Origin of the sequence: Belliella calami (assembly GCF_022549695.1) — a bacterium.
Taxonomy (GTDB): Bacteria; Bacteroidota; Bacteroidia; order Cytophagales; family Cyclobacteriaceae; genus Belliella; species Belliella calami.
This window is the reverse complement of record NZ_JAKZGS010000019.1, coordinates 22910-43278: the sequence shown is the minus strand read 5'-3', so window position 1 is coordinate 43278 and position 20369 is coordinate 22910. Positions and strand designations below refer to the sequence as shown.

The 20369-nt window shown below is 37.5% G+C and carries 16 protein-coding genes and 1 tRNA gene; 3 read left to right on the top strand and 14 right to left on the bottom strand.

Annotated elements, in window-relative coordinates:
* From MM236_RS17155 to MM236_RS17135, 5 genes are read right to left on the bottom strand one after another with little or no spacing between them, the layout of a single operon-like run.
* Entirely contained in the window at positions 1 to 627 is a 627-nt protein-coding gene (locus MM236_RS17155) for a c-type cytochrome (RefSeq protein ID WP_241276222.1), read from the bottom strand.
* Positions 628 to 640: 13 nt separating this feature from the next.
* Positions 641 to 1171, bottom strand: coding sequence for a DUF3341 domain-containing protein (locus MM236_RS17150; protein WP_241276221.1), 531 nt, complete (start codon positions 1169 to 1171; stop codon positions 641 to 643).
* Positions 1172 to 1173: 2 nt separating this feature from the next.
* Positions 1174 to 2538, bottom strand: coding sequence for an NrfD/PsrC family molybdoenzyme membrane anchor subunit (gene nrfD, locus MM236_RS17145; RefSeq protein ID WP_241276220.1), 1365 nt, complete (start codon positions 2536 to 2538; stop codon positions 1174 to 1176).
* A gap of 18 nt (positions 2539 to 2556) precedes the next feature.
* Positions 2557 to 5643: a TAT-variant-translocated molybdopterin oxidoreductase gene (locus MM236_RS17140; protein WP_241276219.1), complete on the bottom strand. Its 3087-nt coding sequence runs from the start codon at positions 5641 to 5643 to the stop codon at positions 2557 to 2559.
* 38 nt (positions 5644 to 5681) lie between these two features.
* A complete protein-coding gene (locus MM236_RS17135; RefSeq protein WP_241276218.1) occupies positions 5682 to 6941 on the bottom strand; it encodes a c-type cytochrome in 1260 nt (419 codons plus the stop codon).
* 329 nt (positions 6942 to 7270) lie between these two features.
* Between MM236_RS17135 and MM236_RS17130 the strand changes: the two genes are divergently transcribed.
* The 3 genes from MM236_RS17130 (at position 7271) to MM236_RS17120 (ending at position 10185) form a co-directional block, all read left to right on the top strand.
* Positions 7271 to 7341, top strand: a tRNA-Cys gene (locus MM236_RS17130).
* A 150-nt stretch (positions 7342 to 7491) separates the two neighbouring features.
* Positions 7492 to 7953 carry a (2Fe-2S)-binding protein gene (locus tag MM236_RS17125; RefSeq protein ID WP_241276217.1) on the top strand — a complete coding sequence of 154 codons (462 nt, stop codon included), beginning with the start codon at positions 7492 to 7494 and terminating at the stop codon, positions 7951 to 7953.
* A gap of 6 nt (positions 7954 to 7959) precedes the next feature.
* Entirely contained in the window at positions 7960 to 10185 is a 2226-nt protein-coding gene (locus tag MM236_RS17120; protein ID WP_241276216.1) for a xanthine dehydrogenase family protein molybdopterin-binding subunit, read from the top strand.
* 189 nt (positions 10186 to 10374) lie between these two features.
* Here MM236_RS17120 and MM236_RS17115 read toward each other — a convergent pair whose 3' ends face one another.
* The 9 genes from MM236_RS17115 to MM236_RS17075 form a co-directional block, all read right to left on the bottom strand.
* Positions 10375 to 10953, bottom strand: coding sequence for an outer membrane beta-barrel protein (locus MM236_RS17115; RefSeq protein WP_241276215.1), 579 nt, complete (start codon positions 10951 to 10953; stop codon positions 10375 to 10377).
* A 160-nt stretch (positions 10954 to 11113) separates the two neighbouring features.
* Entirely contained in the window at positions 11114 to 12247 is a 1134-nt protein-coding gene (locus tag MM236_RS17110) for a hypothetical protein (RefSeq protein ID WP_241276214.1), read from the bottom strand.
* Positions 12244 to 13428, bottom strand: a complete 1185-nt coding sequence (locus tag MM236_RS17105; RefSeq protein WP_241276213.1) for a hypothetical protein — start codon at positions 13426 to 13428, stop codon at positions 12244 to 12246. Before MM236_RS17105 ends, MM236_RS17110 begins: the two co-directional genes overlap by 4 nt.
* 197 nt (positions 13429 to 13625) lie before the next feature.
* Positions 13626 to 15395, bottom strand: coding sequence for a 30S ribosomal protein S1 (gene rpsA / locus MM236_RS17100; protein WP_241276212.1), 1770 nt, complete (start codon positions 15393 to 15395; stop codon positions 13626 to 13628).
* A 626-nt stretch (positions 15396 to 16021) separates the two neighbouring features.
* Positions 16022 to 17365 (bottom strand): ankyrin repeat domain-containing protein, encoded by a 1344-nt coding sequence (locus tag MM236_RS17095; protein WP_241276211.1) that lies wholly within the window; start codon positions 17363 to 17365, stop codon positions 16022 to 16024.
* Positions 17366 to 17524: 159 nt separating this feature from the next.
* A complete protein-coding gene (locus MM236_RS17090; protein WP_241276210.1) occupies positions 17525 to 18733 on the bottom strand; it encodes an ankyrin repeat domain-containing protein in 1209 nt (402 codons plus the stop codon).
* Positions 18721 to 19218 carry a hypothetical protein gene (locus MM236_RS17085; RefSeq protein ID WP_241276209.1) on the bottom strand — a complete coding sequence of 166 codons (498 nt, stop codon included), beginning with the start codon at positions 19216 to 19218 and terminating at the stop codon, positions 18721 to 18723. Before MM236_RS17085 ends, MM236_RS17090 begins: the two co-directional genes overlap by 13 nt.
* 86 nt (positions 19219 to 19304) lie before the next feature.
* Positions 19305 to 19928, bottom strand: a complete 624-nt coding sequence (locus MM236_RS17080) for a hypothetical protein (protein ID WP_241276208.1) — start codon at positions 19926 to 19928, stop codon at positions 19305 to 19307.
* A gap of 38 nt (positions 19929 to 19966) precedes the next feature.
* The gene (locus MM236_RS17075) at positions 19967 to 20332 is read right to left on the bottom strand and encodes a hypothetical protein (protein ID WP_241276207.1); all 366 of its coding nucleotides are present in this window, start codon (positions 20330 to 20332) and stop codon (positions 19967 to 19969) included.
* Positions 20333 to 20369 lie beyond the last annotated feature (37 nt).

Sequence of the window (20369 nt, the reverse complement as noted above, 5' to 3'; positions counted from 1 at the left end):
TTATTGCTTCTGAATTTCTTGTTTAACATAGTGAACAATTTTCCAAATCCTCTCTTGAGGGATTTGAGAACCGTGAGCGCCCATTCTTCCCTTACCTTTCATGATAACATGGAATATATGACCTTCCGGCAAATTAATGTATGCACCACCCTTGAGGTTAGCTACACCACCAATAACTTCTCCTGCTTTGCCATCTCCCTCACCATTGATTCCGTGGCAAGCTGTACAATATTGTAAGAACAATTGCTGTCCTTCTGCCAATACCTCATCAGTAAGCTCTACAGGATTTTGTACCTCAGCAGCTTTTTCCAATTCAAAAGCCAATAACCTATAAGGAAGCATGCCATCTTTTGTTCTAGGAACAGTATTGGCTACAGGCTCTCTCATGTTCATTGTGTGTGGATTATTGATGTTAGAATTGAAAAATTCACCCTTTCCATCCTCTCTTGTCGATAACCACTGGCCTTCATCTTCATTCACAATCTGAGTCAATCCTTCGTAAGGAACTGAATTATACATCTGAGGTGCATATTCATATCCAGGATGATCTCCAGAAGCACTGCAAGATGCTAGCCCGAAAGCTACACCTGCAGTTGCGATAACATATATGGATCTAATCAATTTCATAATGTCTGAGTTACTATTCAAAACTTTTTTTATTCACTTCTGAAGCCCCGCAAGATTTCAAAATATCTCCAATTTGTGCTTCACCTACAGCAGCGTTTGTTGCCAAATCGATTGCCATGACATGCTTGTCATCAGTAATTCTCAAATCAAAGATTCTAGGCTGTGCCCAAGGCTTCAAATTAGAGGTGATCATAAACACACCAACCATCCCGAAAGCTGCCAATAGTACAGTCAATTCGAATGTTACAGGAATAAAGTTCGGAAGACCAGCGTGATCCTTACCGCCTATAATCATAGGCCAGTCTATCTTCATCATGTAAAATTGCATGGTCAAAGCAAGGCAAGTACCCAACATACCAAACAAAAAGGCAGCTATAGGCAATTTGCTTCTTTTGTATCCTAATTCTTCATCCAAACCATGCACTGGAAAAGGTGAATAAACTTCATGAATCTTCACACCACTACCTCTTACTTTGGCTACGGCTTCTAACAATACATCCTCATCTTCAAATACACCGAGGACAAAATTCTTATCTCTTTCCATGATTATTTATTTACTTTTTCTGAAGAAGACTTAACGATAGATTTCACCTCGGCCATGTTGATTACAGGGAAAAACTTAGCAAACAACAAGAAGAGGGTAAAGAACAATCCAAATGTGAATAAATATACACCTACATCTGAAAGGGTCGGATAGAACATCGCCCATGAAGATGGTAAGTAATCTCTGTGAAGAGAAGTTACAATGATCACGAAACGTTCAAACCACATACCGATATTCACTACAATTGACAATGCAAAAGTAGCTACAATGGAAGTTCTAATTTTCTTAAACCAGAATAGTTGTGGAGATATCACATTACATGTCATCATAGACCAGTAAGCCCAAGCATAAGGACCGAATGCACGATTCATAAATGCATACTGCTCTGCTGCAACTCCTGAATACCAAGCGATGAAAAACTCAGTGATGTATGCGATACCCACAATAGATCCAGTGATGATGATTACTATATTCATCAATTCAATGTGACCTATGGTAATGTAATCTTCAAGTTTGAAAACTTTTCTTGTGATGATCATCAAGGTCAATACCATTGCAAAACCTGAGAAAATCGCACCCGCCACGAAATATGGAGGGAAGATAGTCGTATGCCATCCCGGGATCACCGAGGTTGCAAAGTCAAAAGATACAATTGTGTGAACTGACAATACTAGAGGAGTCGCTAAACCAGCCAAGATCAATGCTACTGATTCATATCTGCTCCAAGTTTTGGCCGCGCCATCCCATCCAAAAGAAAGTGCTCCATATATTGTCTTTCTCAAACCTGTAGCTCTATCTCTAATAGTAGCAAAATCAGGAATCAAACCAATATACCAGAACACCAAGGATACTGAGAAATAAGTAGAGATTGCAAATACGTCCCAAAGAAGTGGGGAGTTAAAGTTCACCCAAAGTGAACCAAAAGTGTTTGGTAATGGTAGTGCCCAATAAGCTCCCAACCATGGTCGTCCCATGTGAATTACCGGGAACATAGCAGCACAGATAACAGCAAAAATTGTCATTGCCTCTGCAGCTCTGTTGATCGCCATTCTCCATTTCTGTCTGAAAAGCAATAATACAGCGGAGATCAAAGTACCAGCGTGACCGATACCAACCCACCATACAAAGTTGGTGATATCCCATGCCCAGCCAATAGTTTTGTTGAGACCCCACATACCAATACCTTCCCAAAGGGTTGCTACCAGCGCAAGACTGCCCAACAATAAGGTACCCACAGCTACCAAGAGACCTAGAATCCAACCCAAAGTTGGCTTTCCTTCTACCTGTCTTGATACGTCGTGCGTGACGTCTTTTAAGGTTTTACCGCCTGTAATTAGCGGCTCGCGTACGGATGAAGTAACCTGCATATCTTATAAAATTATTTATTACGCTTCTGATTTATCCTTGTTTCTGATTTTGGTAAAGTACCATACGTTAGGGTTTACATTCACTTCCTCTAACACGTGGTATGCTCTTTCTTCATTCACCTCTTTAGTTGCAGAAAGCGTTTCTTCCTGAATCTTAAGAGTAGCATAAATTTTACTTCCTGTGTCATTCATATCTCCAAATACAATCGCATCTGTAGGACATGCTGTAGCACAAGCTGTAGTGATCTCCCCATCCTGAACTTTTCTAGCCTCTCTCTTGGCAGTAAGTTTTCCAGCTTGGATTCTTTGAACACACATAGAGCATTTCTCGATAACACCTCTGGACCTTACGGTCACATCCGGATTCAAGACCATTTTACCCAAATCATCGTTTTGTGCAACGTTAACAGTTGAGAAGTCTTTGTTATCGTGATATTTGAACCAGTTGAACCTTCTTACTTTATACGGACAGTTGTTTGCACAATATCTTGTACCGATACATCTGTTGTACGTCATTTGGTTAAGACCTTCTGAAGAGTGTGTGGTAGCAGCTACTGGACATACAGTCTCACAAGGAGCGTTGTTACAGTGCTGACACATCATCGGCTGGAATACAACTTCTGGATTTTCAGATGCGATTTCCAATCCATCATTATCACCTACTTCAGCATCAGAACTATAATATCTATCAATTCTGATCCAAGCCATTTCCCTTCTATTGAGAACCTCTTGCTTTCCAACTACTGCCACGTTGTTTTCAACTTGACAAGCAACTGTACAAGCACCGCAACCAATACAAGAATTCATATCGATTGCAAGACCCCAATGATGTTGGCTATATTGATGTCCTTTCCAAAGAGAAATCTTGGAAGGTTTTACAAATTCTCCTTCTTTGTAGATTTTTGGCTGATATCTTCCAGCAAAAGCGTCCTCTTTGTACTCAGGAAGAATTGATTCCTGCACAACAAAGTCTCTACCCATGTACGTCTGATGCGTCTGTGTTTGGGCAATTTTATATTTATCAGAAGTCAGTTCAATGCTTACACCTTCTGTAATATCGAAATTCACAAATCCTTTGGAACTGTCAAGAAGCTCGTAAGCATTCACTCCAACTCCATTGGCAACTCTACCTGCTTTGGTTCTACCATATCCCAAAGCCAGACCTACTGTTCCTATCGCTTGACCTGGCTGAACCAATACAGGAACTATGATAGATTTATCTCCAATAGTCAACTTCGCTTTTTGAGTTGCACCTTCGAACATCTTCAAACCGTTTTCATTAGCCCATTTTTGAGAAACTGTCAAGTAGTTATCCCAAGTAGCTTTGGAAATAGGATCTGACATCTCTTGCAACCAAGGGTTGTTAGCAAAAGTACCATTACCAATACCTATTTTGGTATAGATTACCAACTCAGTAGCTGCATTATCAGCTTTGTAAGTTCTAGAAATTGCGGCAGCCGCAGCCGAAGCATCAGCTACTCCTGAAATAGAAGTAGGCTCAGAATTGTCAGAATAAACACCGTTGAACAATGACTGATCCCAGAATTGTTGGAAATCTGAAAGTTCTGATTGAGAAGCAAAAATTGTTGAATTCCAGTTTTCTTGCAAGAAATCGTAATAGTTTGATTCAGAACCTGCCCATACCAATAATGATTCTTGTGCTTGTCTTGTATCAAACAAAGGAGAAATAGTAGGCTGTGCCAATGAATATTCACCTTTTCTTGGATTGAAATCATTCCATGATTCGAGGAAATGATTGTCAGGAGCTACTAGTTGAACAGCTGAAGCTGTTTCGTCCATTGTGCTATTGGTAGCTATAGAAACTTTAGCTTTAGCTATTCCAGCTGCCAATTCTGCACCTTTTGCAAAATCATAAACTGGGTTACAGTTGAAAAATAGAACACCACCTACTCTACCTGCATTCAGATCAGCTACAAACTGATTCATTTTTGCATCGTCTCCTTTTCTAAAGAAAGATGGAGTGGAGAAATCAACAGTAACACCATTGTTTCCTAGTAGATCATTGATTGCATTGATTACTATTTGTACATTAGGATCATTAGATCCTGAAACTACAATAGAAGCACCTCTATTTGCCCAAAGCTCATTTGCTGCTTTATCCAAATGAGCAACTTCTACAGCTGCAGCATTGAAACTAGCTGCTCCTGCTTTCTTAGCAAGTGCATTGTAAAGAGACAAAACTGCCAAACCGCTAACAGAAGCTTTTATTGGTGTTCTGTAATCTGCGTTAGAACCTGTCAAAGAAAGGTTAGACTCAAACTGGAAGTGTCTTGACATTTCTGGCTTTTCCTTGGAGATCTTTCTACCTTTTGCATATTGTCTTGCAAATTCGATAGGAGAAATCCACGTTCCCAAGAAATCAGCACCAAAACTTACGATTACTTTAGCTTGATCAAACTTGTATGTAGGCAACACTGCTGCACCATAAGACGTCTCAGCTGCTTTTGTAATACCATAGCTGGATACAGGATCATAAGTAATTACCTCTGCTCCACCAATAGTTTCCGCAAATTGAGATAAAGCTTTTTCAGTAGATGGAGAAAGAATTGTGTTTGTTATGATTTTAACAGAACCTGCTGCAGCTAGTTTTGATTTAACTTGCGCATCTAGAGTTGCCCAGTCAGATTTCTCTCCATTTACATAAGGAGCTGCCAATCTTTCTTTGTCATATAAAGAAAGCACAGAAGCTTCTACAATGGCACTAACTCCTTTTCCGTTGATTGGAGAAAGTTCATTACCATCTATTTTGATAGGACGACCTTCTCTGGTCTTTACTACTATAGATGCATAATCACCGCCAAAAGCAAATGTAGATGCATAATAATTTGGTATAGAAGGATTGATATCAACAGGTTTGTTGACATAGGGGATAGCTTTCCTGACAGGTGCCTCACAAGCTGCCAAAGAAGCAGCTGCTAAGCTGAAGCCCATCAATTTCAAGAAATCTCTCCTTGAAGGGCCTCCATTTTCACCATTGGATGATGGTAAGTGCTCAGGGAATTCTCTGTCAGCATTTTTGACAAACTCTGGATCGTTTGTCAATTGCTCTAATCCTTTCCAATATGTCTTGTTATTTTCTTTCATTGTATATTCAAGAAAAGTATGTTCTGATTTGATTTAAATTAATAGTGACATTTTGCACATTCTAGACCGCCGATATCTTTCACTTTAAGTGAATTCTTGCTGTCTGAATGTAACTGCACTAATTTGTCATAGTATTCATTGCCTACTGCGTTGATATCTGTCTGTCTGTGACAGTCAATACACCAACCCATTGTCAACGAACTATGCTGATAAACAACCTCCATTTCCTCGATAGGACCATGACAAGTCTGACATTCGATTCCACCTACAGCTACGTGCTGAGAATGGTTGAAGTAAGCCAAGTCTGGAAGGTTATGGATTCTCACCCATTCGATTGGCTGATTATTATCTACTGCATTGTAAATTTTCTGGATTTCAGAAGAAACTCCTTCTTTTCCACCTACATTCTGAATGTGAGTATGACAGTTCATACAGATATTCGCAGAGGGAATGTTTGCTGATTTACCAATTTCAACACCTGTATGACAGTATTGACACTGTATTTCGTATTGTCCTGCATGAAGCTGATGTGAGAATGCAATAGGTTGCTTAGGCTGGTACCCTTGCTGAACCCCTACAGAATAAAGACCATCAATGGCTGTTTTAGCTACAAGTGCAATCACAAGCGCAGTAATGATGATGACAAAGGCGTCACTTCTCAATATTTTTTTGACATCAAATTTTTGGTTGATGAATTCTTTATCATCTTCCTCCAAATTTTGATTGTTCAAGTATTTGGTCAATACTGAAATGATCAATCCCAACACAATCAGGATCAATAACAATACAACCACCAAAACCGCAAGAATTATGGTAAGGTATTCATTTGGAACTCCAGAACCTCCTGCTGTTTGTTCAGTAGAACCTTCTCCTCCACCTTCTGCTACAGCTGCTTCCTTGTCACCATATTCTATATATGACAAAAGGCTTTCAAGTTCTGTATCACTCAAGAATTCATGTGCTGGCATAGCCAAATTTCCAAATTCTTTGTAAATGGCATTGGCTTGAGGATCACCTGAAGCAATAACTGCTTGGGAATTTTTGATGAAGCTTTTGGCCCACTCGATAGACCTACGGTCTGTCACACCTCGCAGTGCTGGACCAGTATACTTTTGATCTAGTTTGTGACAAGATTTACAGTTGGCGTTAAACACAGATTTACCGGCTGCAATAGCCTCTTCACTGTCAGAAACATCGGGATTAGCTCCAAAGGCTTGTGCTCCTAACATCAGGAAGAACACCATAGCCAAAGTGCTTAATCTTAAGGGAACACTTAATAATGAGCGTTTGATCGACATATTTATTACTTATTAAACAGTTTAATTCACGGTTTTTAAATAAACAGTGCAAATGTACTACCCCAATTCTACATTTCAAACTTGACTTCAATACATGGTAAATTCTTGTAAATAGCCTTGCTTTAATTGTAAGTATCTGTTTTTCAATTTTTTATAATAGAAAAATCGAGCCATAAAATAATTTAGAATGTTTATAAATAAAACTTAATATTGGTAAAAATAACATTAGGAATATCGAACCAAAAAACAAGTGCATTTTCTCAATAAAATTCAAATCAAGTTTTGGAAAAACTGATAATATATCTACATTTGCATTCCCTTAACAATATGGTCGGGTGGCCGAGTGGCTAGGCAGAGGTCTGCAAAACCTTGTACAGCGGTTCGAATCCGCTCTCGACCTCTTATTTTCAAAGCATCTTCTTTATTAGGAGGTGCTTTTTTTTTAATATATCAGACAACTTACCCCCACTTATGTAAGCACATCTCTATTTTTTGGGATTTTCTAGATTCTTTCCTTATATTTTAGGATTCACCAAACAACCACCCCACCATGAAATCATTTGATTTTCATATTAATGGAAAAAAGGAATCATTCGAAGTTGATCCTGAGGAGCCTTTACTTTACATATTAAGAGATGAATTTCAACTTTCAGGAGCGAAGTTTGGATGTGGACTTCAGCAATGTGGTGCTTGCATGGTATTGGTGGATGGAGAGAGCTTGCCAACCTGCCTAAGCCCTTGTGAGAATTTTGAAGGCAAAACAATAGAGACAATAGAAGGTCTCCAAAAAGACAATAACCTCCACGCTGTCCAAAAAGCCTTTGTAGAACTGCAAGCTGCACAATGTGGCTATTGCCTCAATGGCATGGTCATATCAGCAGTCGCCTTATTGAGAAATAATCAAAATCCATCTGAAGAGGAAATCAAAGATGCTTTGAATCAAGTAATCTGTCGCTGTGGTACGCATTCGAGATTTATAAAAGCAGTCAAAAGGGCATCCAATCCAAAGTAGTTAATTATGGAAAACTTCAAACTTCCCAAAACTGGCAGAAGATCATTTCTGAAATCCACTGGTCAATTACTCATTGGATTCAATCTATTCCCTTTAGCATTTTGCAACCAAAAAGAGAATGAAGCGAGTGCCTCAATGTATTCAGGCATTCCAGAAAGACCACACTTAGGAAAAGATATCATTGATTCTTGGATCAGATTGGATGCTGATGGACACGTGACTGTATTAACCGGAAAACAAGAACTTGGTCAAGGGATCAGAACAGCATTGATGCAGATCGCTGCTGAAGAACTGGATGTCTCTTTCGATATCTGTCATATTATCAATGGTGACACAGGACAAACTCCCAACGAGGGCTACACTGCAGGAAGCAATTCCGTGGAAGGAAGCGGAAGTGCCATTCGGCAAGCAGCAGCAGAGGCTAAATATTTTCTGATTCAAGAAGCTTCACGAAAATTAGAAGTGTCTATCGAACAGTTAAATGTAAAAGATGGTATCATAACTGGCCCAAAAGGTGAAAAAATTTCCTATTGGCAACTACTGGAAGGTAAATTTTTGGAAGGAGAAATCACGGGAGAAGCGCCAATCAAATCTCCTGAAACCCATAATATCGTAGGGAAATCTTTCCAAAGAGCCGAAATAATGGATATGGTCTTGGGAAAACCACATTTTGTCCATGATCTAAGATTTCCTGGGATGCTGCACGCTAGGGTCATCCATCCTCCTACTTATGGCGCTAAGCTTCGGGCTTTTGACACTGACACCATCTCTCAAATGACAGGTGTCGAAAAAGTTATCATAGATGGTAGCTTTATAGCAGTAGTGGCAAAAAGGGAATACCAAGCTATAAAGGCTTGGAAAAAAGCCCAAGAAATCGCTGAATGGGATATCCAAAAAATAAAAATCAATCAAACGGAGATTTTTGCCGACATGGAGCGGAATTCAAATTCGCCTCAAGAGATAGAAAAACATCCAAACATCAAATCAGCTATATCCAAATCACCAAAAACCCTGAAATCAACCTACCAAAAGCCTTACACAATGCATGGCTCTACCGGACCTGGATGTGCATTAGCGAAGTGGGATGCGCAAAATCTAACTGTCTGGTCTCCGACTCAGGGAGTTTATCCTCTGCAAAACACCTTGTCGAATCTGTTTGACCTTGAAAAAGAAAAAATCAGATGTATTGGAATGCCTGGTTCTGGATGCTATGGCCATAATAGTGCTGATGATGTATCTGCTGAAGCTGCTTTGATTGCAAAACACCTTCCTGAAACTCACATCAGACTTCAATGGATGAGGGAAAATGAACACAAATGGGAACCATATGGTAGTGCAATGCAAATCTCTTTAGAAGCTGGGCTGAATGATAGTGGGAAAATCACTTCTTGGCAAACAAAAATCTGGTCAGACACCCATAGTACAAGGCCGAATGGAAAAGCTGGACATTATATTTCAGCAAGACACTTGGAAAACCCTTTTGAATTTCAAAAAGGAGGATTTTCTGGTGGCTCGTATAGAAATGCTTCTCCTCTATATAAAATACCTGAAAGAGAACTTTTACTTTACAATTATGACGGTCCACTTCGAACTTCTGCCTTGAGAGGATTGGGGGCTTATGGAAATATCTTTGCTTTGGAGTCATTTATGGATGAATTGGCAGCTCTTGCTGACGTTGATCCCTTTGAGTTTAGAATCAATAACCTAGATAATGGACGTGCTATTGCCGTCATCAAGACACTAAGAGAAAAATGTAATTGGGAAAAAAGAGATAAAAGTGGACAAGTAGGATATGGATTGGCTTTTGCCCAATACAAAAATTCAGCTGCCTATTTTGCAGTGCTTGCAGAGATCGAAATGATTGAAGGAAATGAAAAATTCAAACTCAAAAATCTAACTAGTGTCATAGATGCTGGTCAATGCATCAATCCGGATGGTTTGAAAAATCAGACAGAAGGTGGCATGATTCAGTCTGCCAGTTGGACAATCTTGGAGGCTGTACAGTATGATGAAAATGGCATAACAAGTAAAGACTGGAACTCCTACCCTATCATGCGGACAAAAGATGTACCCGACATTGAAGTGCATATTATTAATCGTCCAGAAGAAAAGCCACTTGGTGCAGGTGAGGCAGCCCAAGGGCCAGTTGCAGCAGCGATTGTCAATTCACTATCTTCGCTTTTGGGTAAAAGGGTCTATGAATTGCCCTTGAGGAAGTATTTTGATACATAAACTAACTGTTAGAGATCATAATTTGAGAATCCACAATGTTGCACATATAGGTAAAAAGAGGCATTATAATTTAAGGATACTAGCAAAGGTTAAATCCTCATTTAAGTCCAAATCTATCTTTGCATTATTTTCAATTGAACTATTTAAAAAAACAAATATTACAAAGACAAATATTGATTTTTCAATCCATTAAAATTTATAAGAAACTCCAAGTTGAATACCTAGCTCAGTTAAGTTATTATTAGAAGAATCAAAAGAAATTGCCGCATGCCGTTTTAGGTGGGGATTAACAAATACCCCTATTTTATTGAAATAGTGCTGTGCTCCGATACCAATCAAATAACCAATCCCTGATTGATTGATAGAGGTTCTTTCTGAACTTTGTATATCTAACATTGGACCTCCATTTACATATAGAAAAGAGGATATTGAATATTTCATCAGCAAAGGGAAACTTAACATTTGAAATTTATAATTAGTAAAATTGAGATCAGGCCCAGCGTTAGAACTGACAATAACATTTGCCGTCGCTATATTCACACCTGTTTCAAGAGCCCATTTTGGATTTAACTCTTTCCCGATTAGAAAACCAAACTCTCTAAATCGCTCAACATCATACCCAGGGCCTCCAACAAAATCCCTTTTGGTAATTAAAGCCGCACTTGATGTTCCAAGATAGGCTTTGCCATAGAATGAATCTTGAGCTTGTGAATTTTGGAATGCGAAAAAGAAAACAAACAAACTTATGGATGTAACTAATTTACTCATAAAAACATTGATTATTTGGTGATAAGTCTGATTGATAGTAACTTAATTCAATTTCAATCATTTATACTATTAGTACGAAGAAAGGAGTCAAAATGCGACAAAATAGCCATTCTTAGTCTCAATAATTGAACAAAACCTTAAATAAAGATCATCAAACTGATCATTTATTTACTAATTGAAGTTTATAGAAAGTGACATAATCATGTTCTTCTCCGAGATATTCATCATCTCTCACTGCGTAAAATGGTTTATCTACTGATTCTATATTCATTATTCTGCCTATTCTGTACGGGACATTAATTTCATTGGAAAGCAAACCTTCCGGCGATATTATTTTCAAAATTTGATTTTGAAAATCTTTGTATTTGGGAAAGTTTTTTGGATTATTCAGTTCATTCTGTATGAATGTATCTTCATCTATTCCTTCAGTATATGTAATAACTATACCTTTATCTATCACAAATAACTGTCTAACTCTCCCATCAAGCATTCTAGTACCAGAGATATATTGATACTTTTCTGAATGTTCACCATTATCCATAAATTTAGATGGCTGAAAATCAATAGTATTTAAATACTCCCCTCCATTGCTCAGATCGTAAGTATGAATCATTGTTTCATTGCTTAGCACCAAATGTAGAATATTGTCAAAAATACCAAATTGAACCCATGGCCTTTCGTAATACTTATCTGTAGAATACCTTGAAGTACTTGGGGTTTTAATAATTGGCAATGAAGCACCTGTCTTGGGATCAATTTTTTCCAGTAGAAAATGATCTCTGAAAAAATGAGGGTCATAAGGATTTGCCCCATCTCTACCTGGGTAGAAACTAATTAATGAATCATTCCAATATTCCAAATTACGAAGTAATCCACCACCATCTTTTGCCTCACTCGGAAATGGAAGCTTTATTTCTTGCTTCAAAGTCAAATCCATATTCAACTCATATAACCAACCCATAAAGCTTGCGGCGAAGAGCCTACCATCCTTTGTATACCTCAGTTGAGTTGGATACTGAACTTTGTCTGGACCATCTTTTGGATAAGATGTTTCATGACTTATCTCCCCACTCGACTCAAACTCAATCAATTTATTCTCCTGAAAATTAAAAAACACTCCCTTGCCATTTCTAAAATCCCCGCCATCTACTGTTCCCAAATAATCAACCTGTATGGAGTCCAAAATCACAAGTTCCCAGTCATTGGAAAAACTCTCTAAATCGGTCTCCTTCTCTGATGAACAAGCCAAAAGTAAAACGCAGACAAACAACACTGCTAATATCCTATATTTCATTTTTTCACTAATTTAACTTTATAAATCCTTAAAAAATCTTCTTCTGCTTCCTCATTCGGAGCTTTCTCCATCCAAAGAAAACCACCACCAGAAGCAAAACCACTTTTATTGAAATTTTTTGGAAATTCAAGATTACCAACTACTTCAAACGTGTTTTGATCTAAAATCAAAATTCCTTGAATTACTTCACTTTCGACTTGATCGTAGAGCCTTTCAGACTCTTCTTCATTACCGGAATTCCAAAGTGCTTCTAATTCCTTCATCTTATCTTCCGGAATCCCTCCATAGTATTGAATCAGTATTTTCCCATCTACTATATGAATATTTCTAATTGCTGGAGTGTCACCTTTCACAGTAATCGAACCTTTAGAAAATTCTGCTCTTGAAGTAATGGGTAATTTCCCAAAATCAGGGATATTTAGCATGACAATTGTATCCAACTTTGCACCTTCTGAACTTAAGTCGTAAACATTCAATCTCTGCTCAGCACCCAAAGCTATATAAAGTTTTTCGTCAGTAGCTTCTAATGCAGGAGTATAATCACTTTCAAAATAACCATTCCCATCTAAAAATTGACTCCCCTGCTCGAATGGTACGATTTCAATAAATTTTTCTTCATCAATATCGATAAGTTCTATAGCTCTAAAGTTGTCATAAAATCTTTGTTCTCCAGGATATGTATCTCGTGTTCGAATGGATTTACTTAGTAAATACCGCTTTCCTTGGAGCGAAACGGTTTCGATTCCCTTTCCAGAAAAAGTCATAAAAGCCGCTCCTCCCATAGATTCAGGATGTGACAATTTCTTGATCATATTCCCTTCCAAATCATAGATAAATACACCCTTCATTCCGACAAGTGCGAGTTGATTTTCATTGACGAAACTAGGAAATTCAATTGGGAAACCGTAGGAATCAGGAGTATCCCCTTTTTTTGAAAATCGGCTAATTATTTCTCCTGTATTGTCAGTAATGATAAATTCCTCGTTGGCATAATCATAAAAAGCAAATCGATCTGCTTTTGGGCTTACATCAATGATCAGCGGATTTCCCAAAACCTTTAAATCCAAAGAATCTATCACCTCAAAAGAATAAGAGGTTGAAATTTCTTGTTCCGTTTCTTTATGCTCAGAGCAGGAATAAAAAAATATAATGACAATTAAGTACAGTGAAAGTTGTTTCATGCTCGAATATAAAAAACTTATAGAAAAAATAGCTTCCTTAGTTCACTTTTAAAAATTTAAGTTATTTGTCGCATTTTTTTGGATCACAATCAAATAAAGGATTGATCAGAACATAAAAAAGTGGCCACCTTTCGGCAGCCACTTTTTTAAATATAGGATAAACAAAGTCTAAAGTCTTGCGTCTTTAGTCTTGTGTCTTATTTTTTCCCGCCTTCCATTTTCTCTTTCAATTCTGCCAAAGCGTCCAAATCACCTAGGGTAGATTTTTCAGCTGGAGCAGCTGATGAAGGAGCATCTTCTTTCTTCTTAGCCTTCTTAGGAGCAGCAGCAGGTTTTGCTTCTTCTCTGAATGTAGCAGTGTGAGAAAGAACGATTCTCTTATCATCTTTAGAGAATTCAGTTACTTTGAAGTCTAGTGCCTCTCCTACTTCTACAGAAGAACCATCTGCTTTTTCCAAGTTTTTGGAAGTAGCGAATCCTTCTAGTCCGTAAGGAAGTTCTAGAACTGCACCTTTATCGTTTTTAGAAACTACAGTACACTTGTGATCAGAACCTACAGGGAATACGCTTTCGAAAGTATCCCAAGGATTTTCTTCCAATTGCTTATGACCTAGTGCCAATCTTCTGTTGTCCACATCAAGTTCCAAAACAGCAACATCCAATTCATCACCTACTTTTACAAACTCAGATGGATGCTTGATTTTCTTAGTCCAAGAAAGGTCAGATACGTGAACCAAACCATCGATTCCTTCTTCCAATTCAAGGAACAAGCCGAAGTTAGTCAAGTTTCTTACCACACCTTTGTGCTTAGTTCCTACTGCATATTTTGCAGCCATGTCACCTTTAGTCCAAGGATCTTCAGTCAATTGCTTGATACCAAGAGACATTTTTCTCTCGTCCTTATCCAATGTCAATACAACAGCTTGGATTTCGTCACCAACTTTTACGAAGTCAGCTGGATTTCTCAAGTGCTGTGACCAACTCATTTCAGAAACGTGGATCAAACCTTCTACTCCAGGAGCAAGTTCCAAGAATGCACCATAGTCAGCTACGTTTACAATCTTACCTTGTACCTTAGAACCGATCTCAAGTTCAGCAGAAAGTGCATCCCAAGGATGAGCAGTAAGCTGCTTCATACCCAAAGAAATTCTCTTCTTGTCATCATCAAAATCAAGAACCACAATCTGAACTTTATCGTCCAAATTAAGTACTTCTTCTGGATGATTGATTCTTCCCCAAGAGATGTCAGTAATGTGAAGTAAACCATCAACACCACCCAAATCGATGAATACACCGAAGTTTGTCATGTTTTTGATTACACCTTCAAGTACTTGACCTTTCTCAAGGTTGTTCAAGATCTCAGCTTTTTGCTTCTCAAGATCTTTCTCGATCAACACTTTGTGAGATACTACTACGTTATCGTTAGTGTGGTTGATTTTCACCACTTTCACTTCCATTTTCTTACCTACATAGATATCGAAATCTCTGATAGGCTTCACGTCAATTTGAGAACCTGGCAAGAATGCTTCTACACCGTAGATATCTACGATCAAACCACCCTTAGTTCTTCTCTTCACAAGACCTTCAATCACATTGTCATGCTCTAGCGCAGCTTCGATGTCGCTCCATGCACGGACCATTCTTGCTTTCTTTCTGGAAAGAACCAATTGACCAAGTGAGTTTTCTTGCTCCTCGATGAACAATTCAACTTCATCACCGATCTTAAGATCAGGAAGGTCTCTGAATTCTGTTCTTGGAACCAAACCGTCAGATTTGAAACCAATGTTGATGATCACATCTTTGTCATTGATACCTACTACAGTACCTTTGATGACTTCTTTTTCGGTGATCTCGTTCAAAGTTCCAGCATAAAGAGCTTCCATTTCGGCTCTTTTGTCTTTAGAGTAACCTTCACCAAAACCTTTGGTTCCGAAATCGTCCCAGTTAAAATCTTTTTGATTAGACATATTGTAAAATAATCCTGATTTTCAACAACCCTAGGATCATCGGGTTGAGGTTTTTAGTTTTTGGAAAAGTCCCTGATAATCAATACCCGAAACCCCGTCCGACCGAACGGACTGCAAAGGTAGGGAATTTTGATAAAAAGTGAATATTGTCATCAATATTTTTAAAATAAGTTCTTCTTTGGGTTAACATTTTAAAAATCATGAACCTTACTTCGCTTAAACAAAAAAAAAAACGAATTGCCCTCTTAAATATTTATTTTCTTAGCTCCTATGTTTTCTATGTGACTATGTGGTTTATTTTTTTTTTACCACATAGACACATAGTTGCACATAGTTTTTTTACCGCTTAGCCCTTATGTTCTCTATGTTACTATGTGGTTTACATTTTTCTACCACACGTGTCCGCCTTTGGCTGGATAGACACATAGTTGCACATAGTTTTTTTTCACCGCCTAACTTCTATGTTCTCTATGTTACTATGTGGTTTACATTTTTCTACCACACGTGTCCGCCTTTGGCTGGATAGACACATAGCTGCACATAGTTTTTTCACCGCTTAACTTCTATGTTCTCTATGTTACTTTGTGGTTTATAATTCTGCTACTACATATAAAGAATGTATTCCATTAAGCCAATAACTTCGCTTTCGCTTCTTTGAATTCCTGTTCGTCAATCAAGCCTTCTTCAAAAAACTCCTTCAATTCTTTTAATTTCGCTTTGATATCTTCTTTTGAAACAGATGCATTTGGCGTTAAATCTATTGGATTATTTGCCAACGGATTTTGTTTTGGCAAGGCAGTATCGGTTGGATTTTGTTGCAAAATCATTGCGGCAATTTCGTTGAAACCTCTTTGGTTGGCATAATCTAATGGCTTTTGTTCACGTACGTTGGTAAGGTTTACATCGGCTCCGCTTTTGATTAACAGGGCAACAATATCTTTTTTTCCGTTGGAAGAAGCATAATGCAAGGCTGTATTTTCCGACTCGTCCTGAATGTTTACATCTGCACCGTTATTCAATAGCAATTCTACCATATACAGATGACTGTTTTTTACCGCCAAATGCAATAAACTTTCGCCTCCGGAAGTGTAGCTACTGCTCAAATGATACAAACTATCTGACGATAAATCTTGAGCACTTTCCACAAAATCGAGGTAACTGCCCAAGGTAACGGCTCCTTGTGTTGGGGTTTGAAAATTGACATCCAAACCTTGCGTTAAAAACAATTGCACCATTTGCTTTTGGTTGTAAGCACAGGCATAATAAATGGGCGAAATACCGTTTTTATTGGTCTGAAAAACATCGGCTCCAAACTCTAAAAACAATTTGGTAAGCATTATATTATTGTTGGAACACGCAAAAAGCAAAGGCGTTGTTCCTGCAGAATTGGGTTCATCTACCGGAATTCCTTTTTCAAGCAGGAGTTTGATAATAGGTAAATTTCCGCTTTGCAAAGCCAAATGCAATAGATTGTTCCCGTCTTTGTTGTTGACAAAAACATTGGCTTCTTTTTGGATGAATAGATCAATCAACGTTTTTTTGGAACTAATTACGGCAATCATCAAAGGTGTTTCGGCGTTGTTGTTCACACTTTCTAGGTCGAAACCATTGGCTAAAAACAATTCGCAAAGCACTTTTTGTCCGTTTCGGGTGGCAATGTGCAACAAATTATTGCCTTGATAATCTTTGATATCGCCTTTGGCATTTTTAGCTAAAAGCAGTTTAACCACTTCGGTTTGGTTTTGCAAAGTGGCAAAAAACAGTGGCGTTTCTCCATTTCGGTCTTCGTAATTGATGTCTGCACCTTTGGTAAGCAAGGCTTCGCAAATTTCCAGATAACCACGGTGTGATGCATAATGCAAGGCGGTTCTGCCTTTTTCATCGGTATAATTTACATCGGTTACTTCTTGTTGTAACAGTAATTCGGCTATTTTTCGGTTGCCTTGTTCACAGGCTACTATAAATGACATTGACATACTTTTTGATTTTAGAAGTTATTTTTTTAACCACATAGTCACATAGTTGCACATAGTTTTCTTTTTATACATCACAATTTCTATGTTTTCTATACTTCGACAGGCTCAGCACAGGTGTGGCTATGTGGTATATTTTTTCTACCACATAGTTTGTTAGGATTTGAGTAGCAATGCCACGGTTTTTTCCTTTAAATTATCATTGCTTGCTAAATCCAACGGTAATTTGTCTTGAGCATTTCTGATGGAAACATCTGCTCCTTTTTCCAATAACATTTTCACTTTTTTGTAAATGTCTTTGGCTTTTTCGGCTTCAAAATTTAGGTTCACATTGCAAACTTTGTGCAGTAAGGTGTCTCCGTTATCGTCTTGCTCGTTGATATCGGCATATAAATTATTGAGGACCATTTCAAAAACGGCAAAAGGCTTGGTAATGGCCATATCCAAAGGCGTTGTGGGACTTCCGTAGTACAAACATTTGTGGGTTAAATCGGCACCTTGTTCTAGCAGTTTCGCTAGATATTGCAAGGAATTTTGACCGGAATAATTGTCTAATCTTCTAATGTATTCAAACAACATCGAAGCACCGTCGGTATTGGTTTCGTCAAAATTCGGACTGTCAAATTCGCACAGTAAATCGTAAATTTCATAGTCGAGTTTATCCACCAAAGCCACGTAAAACATCGAATTTCCGCGACTGTCTTTGTGCTGTGCATCGGCTCCGTTTTCGAGTAAAATTCGCACCGCATTTTTGTTGCCTGCATCAATGGCTTTTTGCACAGGTGTTACGTTTCCTTTGTTTTTGCGGTTAACGTTTAAGCCAAAATTAACCAGCATTCCGAAATATTCTTCGGGCAAATCCAGATGCAGGAGCGAATTTTCAGACGCATCAATTTCATTGACTTTACAACCTTTATTGATTAAAATTTCGATGGCTTTTGCCGGTAGTTTTCGGATCAATGCCCATTTTAAAATGGTGGTGTTTGAAACAATTTCGTCAATGTTTTCAATGGCTGATGCAAATTTCTCCAAGAAATCTAAAGCTTCTTCATTGGGTTCTTCTTTAGCAGTGCTGTCGTGACTAAAAGCCGAAATGGGTTTTGAATAAAATGGAATATTCGCCAAAACGGTTTCTATAAAACTGCCCGAAAAATGGTCTAATTCAAAGACATCAGTTTCTACCAGTTTTTCATCTATCAGTGTAAAAATGGTGCTGAATGATTTTTGTTTCAAGGCTTCGGTTACCAAATAACTTTGGTCCCAATTGTTGAGTCCTTTGTACGAAGCCGGATTTTCTTTCAGCATTTCTTCTACCAAAATAAATTTATGGTTGGTAAATGCTTCTCTTAATGTTAAGTTTGACATAGTGATTTATGATTACGATTATCCAATAATTTTTTCTTATTTCTTATTAAAATATGGTGACACAGCAAATGGGAAATTACTCCAATTAATCCGATCACATACAAATACCATTGCGTTGCCACCAATTCATAAAACACTTCATTCCAACGCCAAGTAGAACCAAAATTGATGCAATAATCCTTAGCGACTTGGGTACACATCATCGCAAAAAAGAGGACGTATATGAGAATAATTCCTGTTTTATAGGCACTACTTTGAAACCATCGTGGTGTTAACCAAAGGTAGATTATAGCTAATAAAACACTTATTGAAAGGTAAACCATTGATGCATCTCGATACACACCTATAAGTTGGTGAGTTTCAAACTGCCGTGTAAAAATTTTTTCAAACAGAAACACAGGCAACCAAAGCGAAGCCCAAAGCAATCCAATTTTCAGGACGGTTTTTAGTGGTCTTAATTTGATAAGTAATGAAATAATTGACATAAATTCCTATATTTTTTATCGATTCTGATTGTTAGGTTTGAAATCTTTTATTCTCCTTATATAATTTAGAAACAGAGTTATAAGTTTTAAGGAGTTAAATAAATATGTGCATATACTTTATTTTCATTGATGGCCTTACTGAATAAAAACAGTTGAACTTTTAACCAAAATAACACCGAAATAATAGGATGATAATTGGATTGATACTCATCCTTTAATGAAAATTCACAAATATCAGGATTAAGCTCTGCTTGTTTATAAACTGTAGTTAAATCTATATTTTGCAAGCGTGTTTGAGTTTCTGTAATTTGTTTTTTTGATGCTTCATAAGTTGTAAAAGCCACTTCATTCTTACTTAATTCTAATCTATTTTGTTGTATGTTGATATATGCCTCTATTATTTTTTTGGGATGCAACAAAAGGATATTTTCTATTGCTTGTAATTTCTCTAAAAACATATTGAGCTTATCGCCTTCTACAAAAAAAACTTCTTCATTTACATAGTCATCAAAATGGAAAATGTTTAATTGCTTTGCTAAACTTGAAACTATTTCTATATGTTCATAACCTCTAGTTGTGCACTGATAACGCGTTTTTTCGTCATTATATTTAATAAGAATACCCAAAACATCATTATAGCTTTCGGCCTTTTGTTTTGGAATTTCATTTGATTGAACAAGCACCGAAATAGCTGGCATATAAGTTCCCATATTTTCTTGTTTTAATCACTTCATCCTTTCGGGATTTTCTATGAATTAGTTTTAAAAGCCGATAGACACAATTCAATAGGCAATTCTTTGTCTTCTTGAAAAAGCAAAATGCCAAATCTGCTATTTTGATAAGCAAATAAGGTGAGCATATCTGCCATTTTCTCGTTTTTGGTGAGTTCAAAATCTTTGAATTCATAGCCAGAAACATCTGTTATGATTGGGTTACCGCAAATTTCTATTAGCATCTTTTTGTACTGTTCATACTGTTTTATAAACTGTGCTCTTGTTGCTTCCATTTCATCCGGATCTACATCAAAAAACAAATCGGAAACCGCTATTTTTTTGATGCCGTGTTGTTTATCCGACTGGATGAATTTGTCTAAAAGTGTTTTTAATTGTTCCATTATATTATTCAAAAATTTAAAAGTAATACCAATTTGT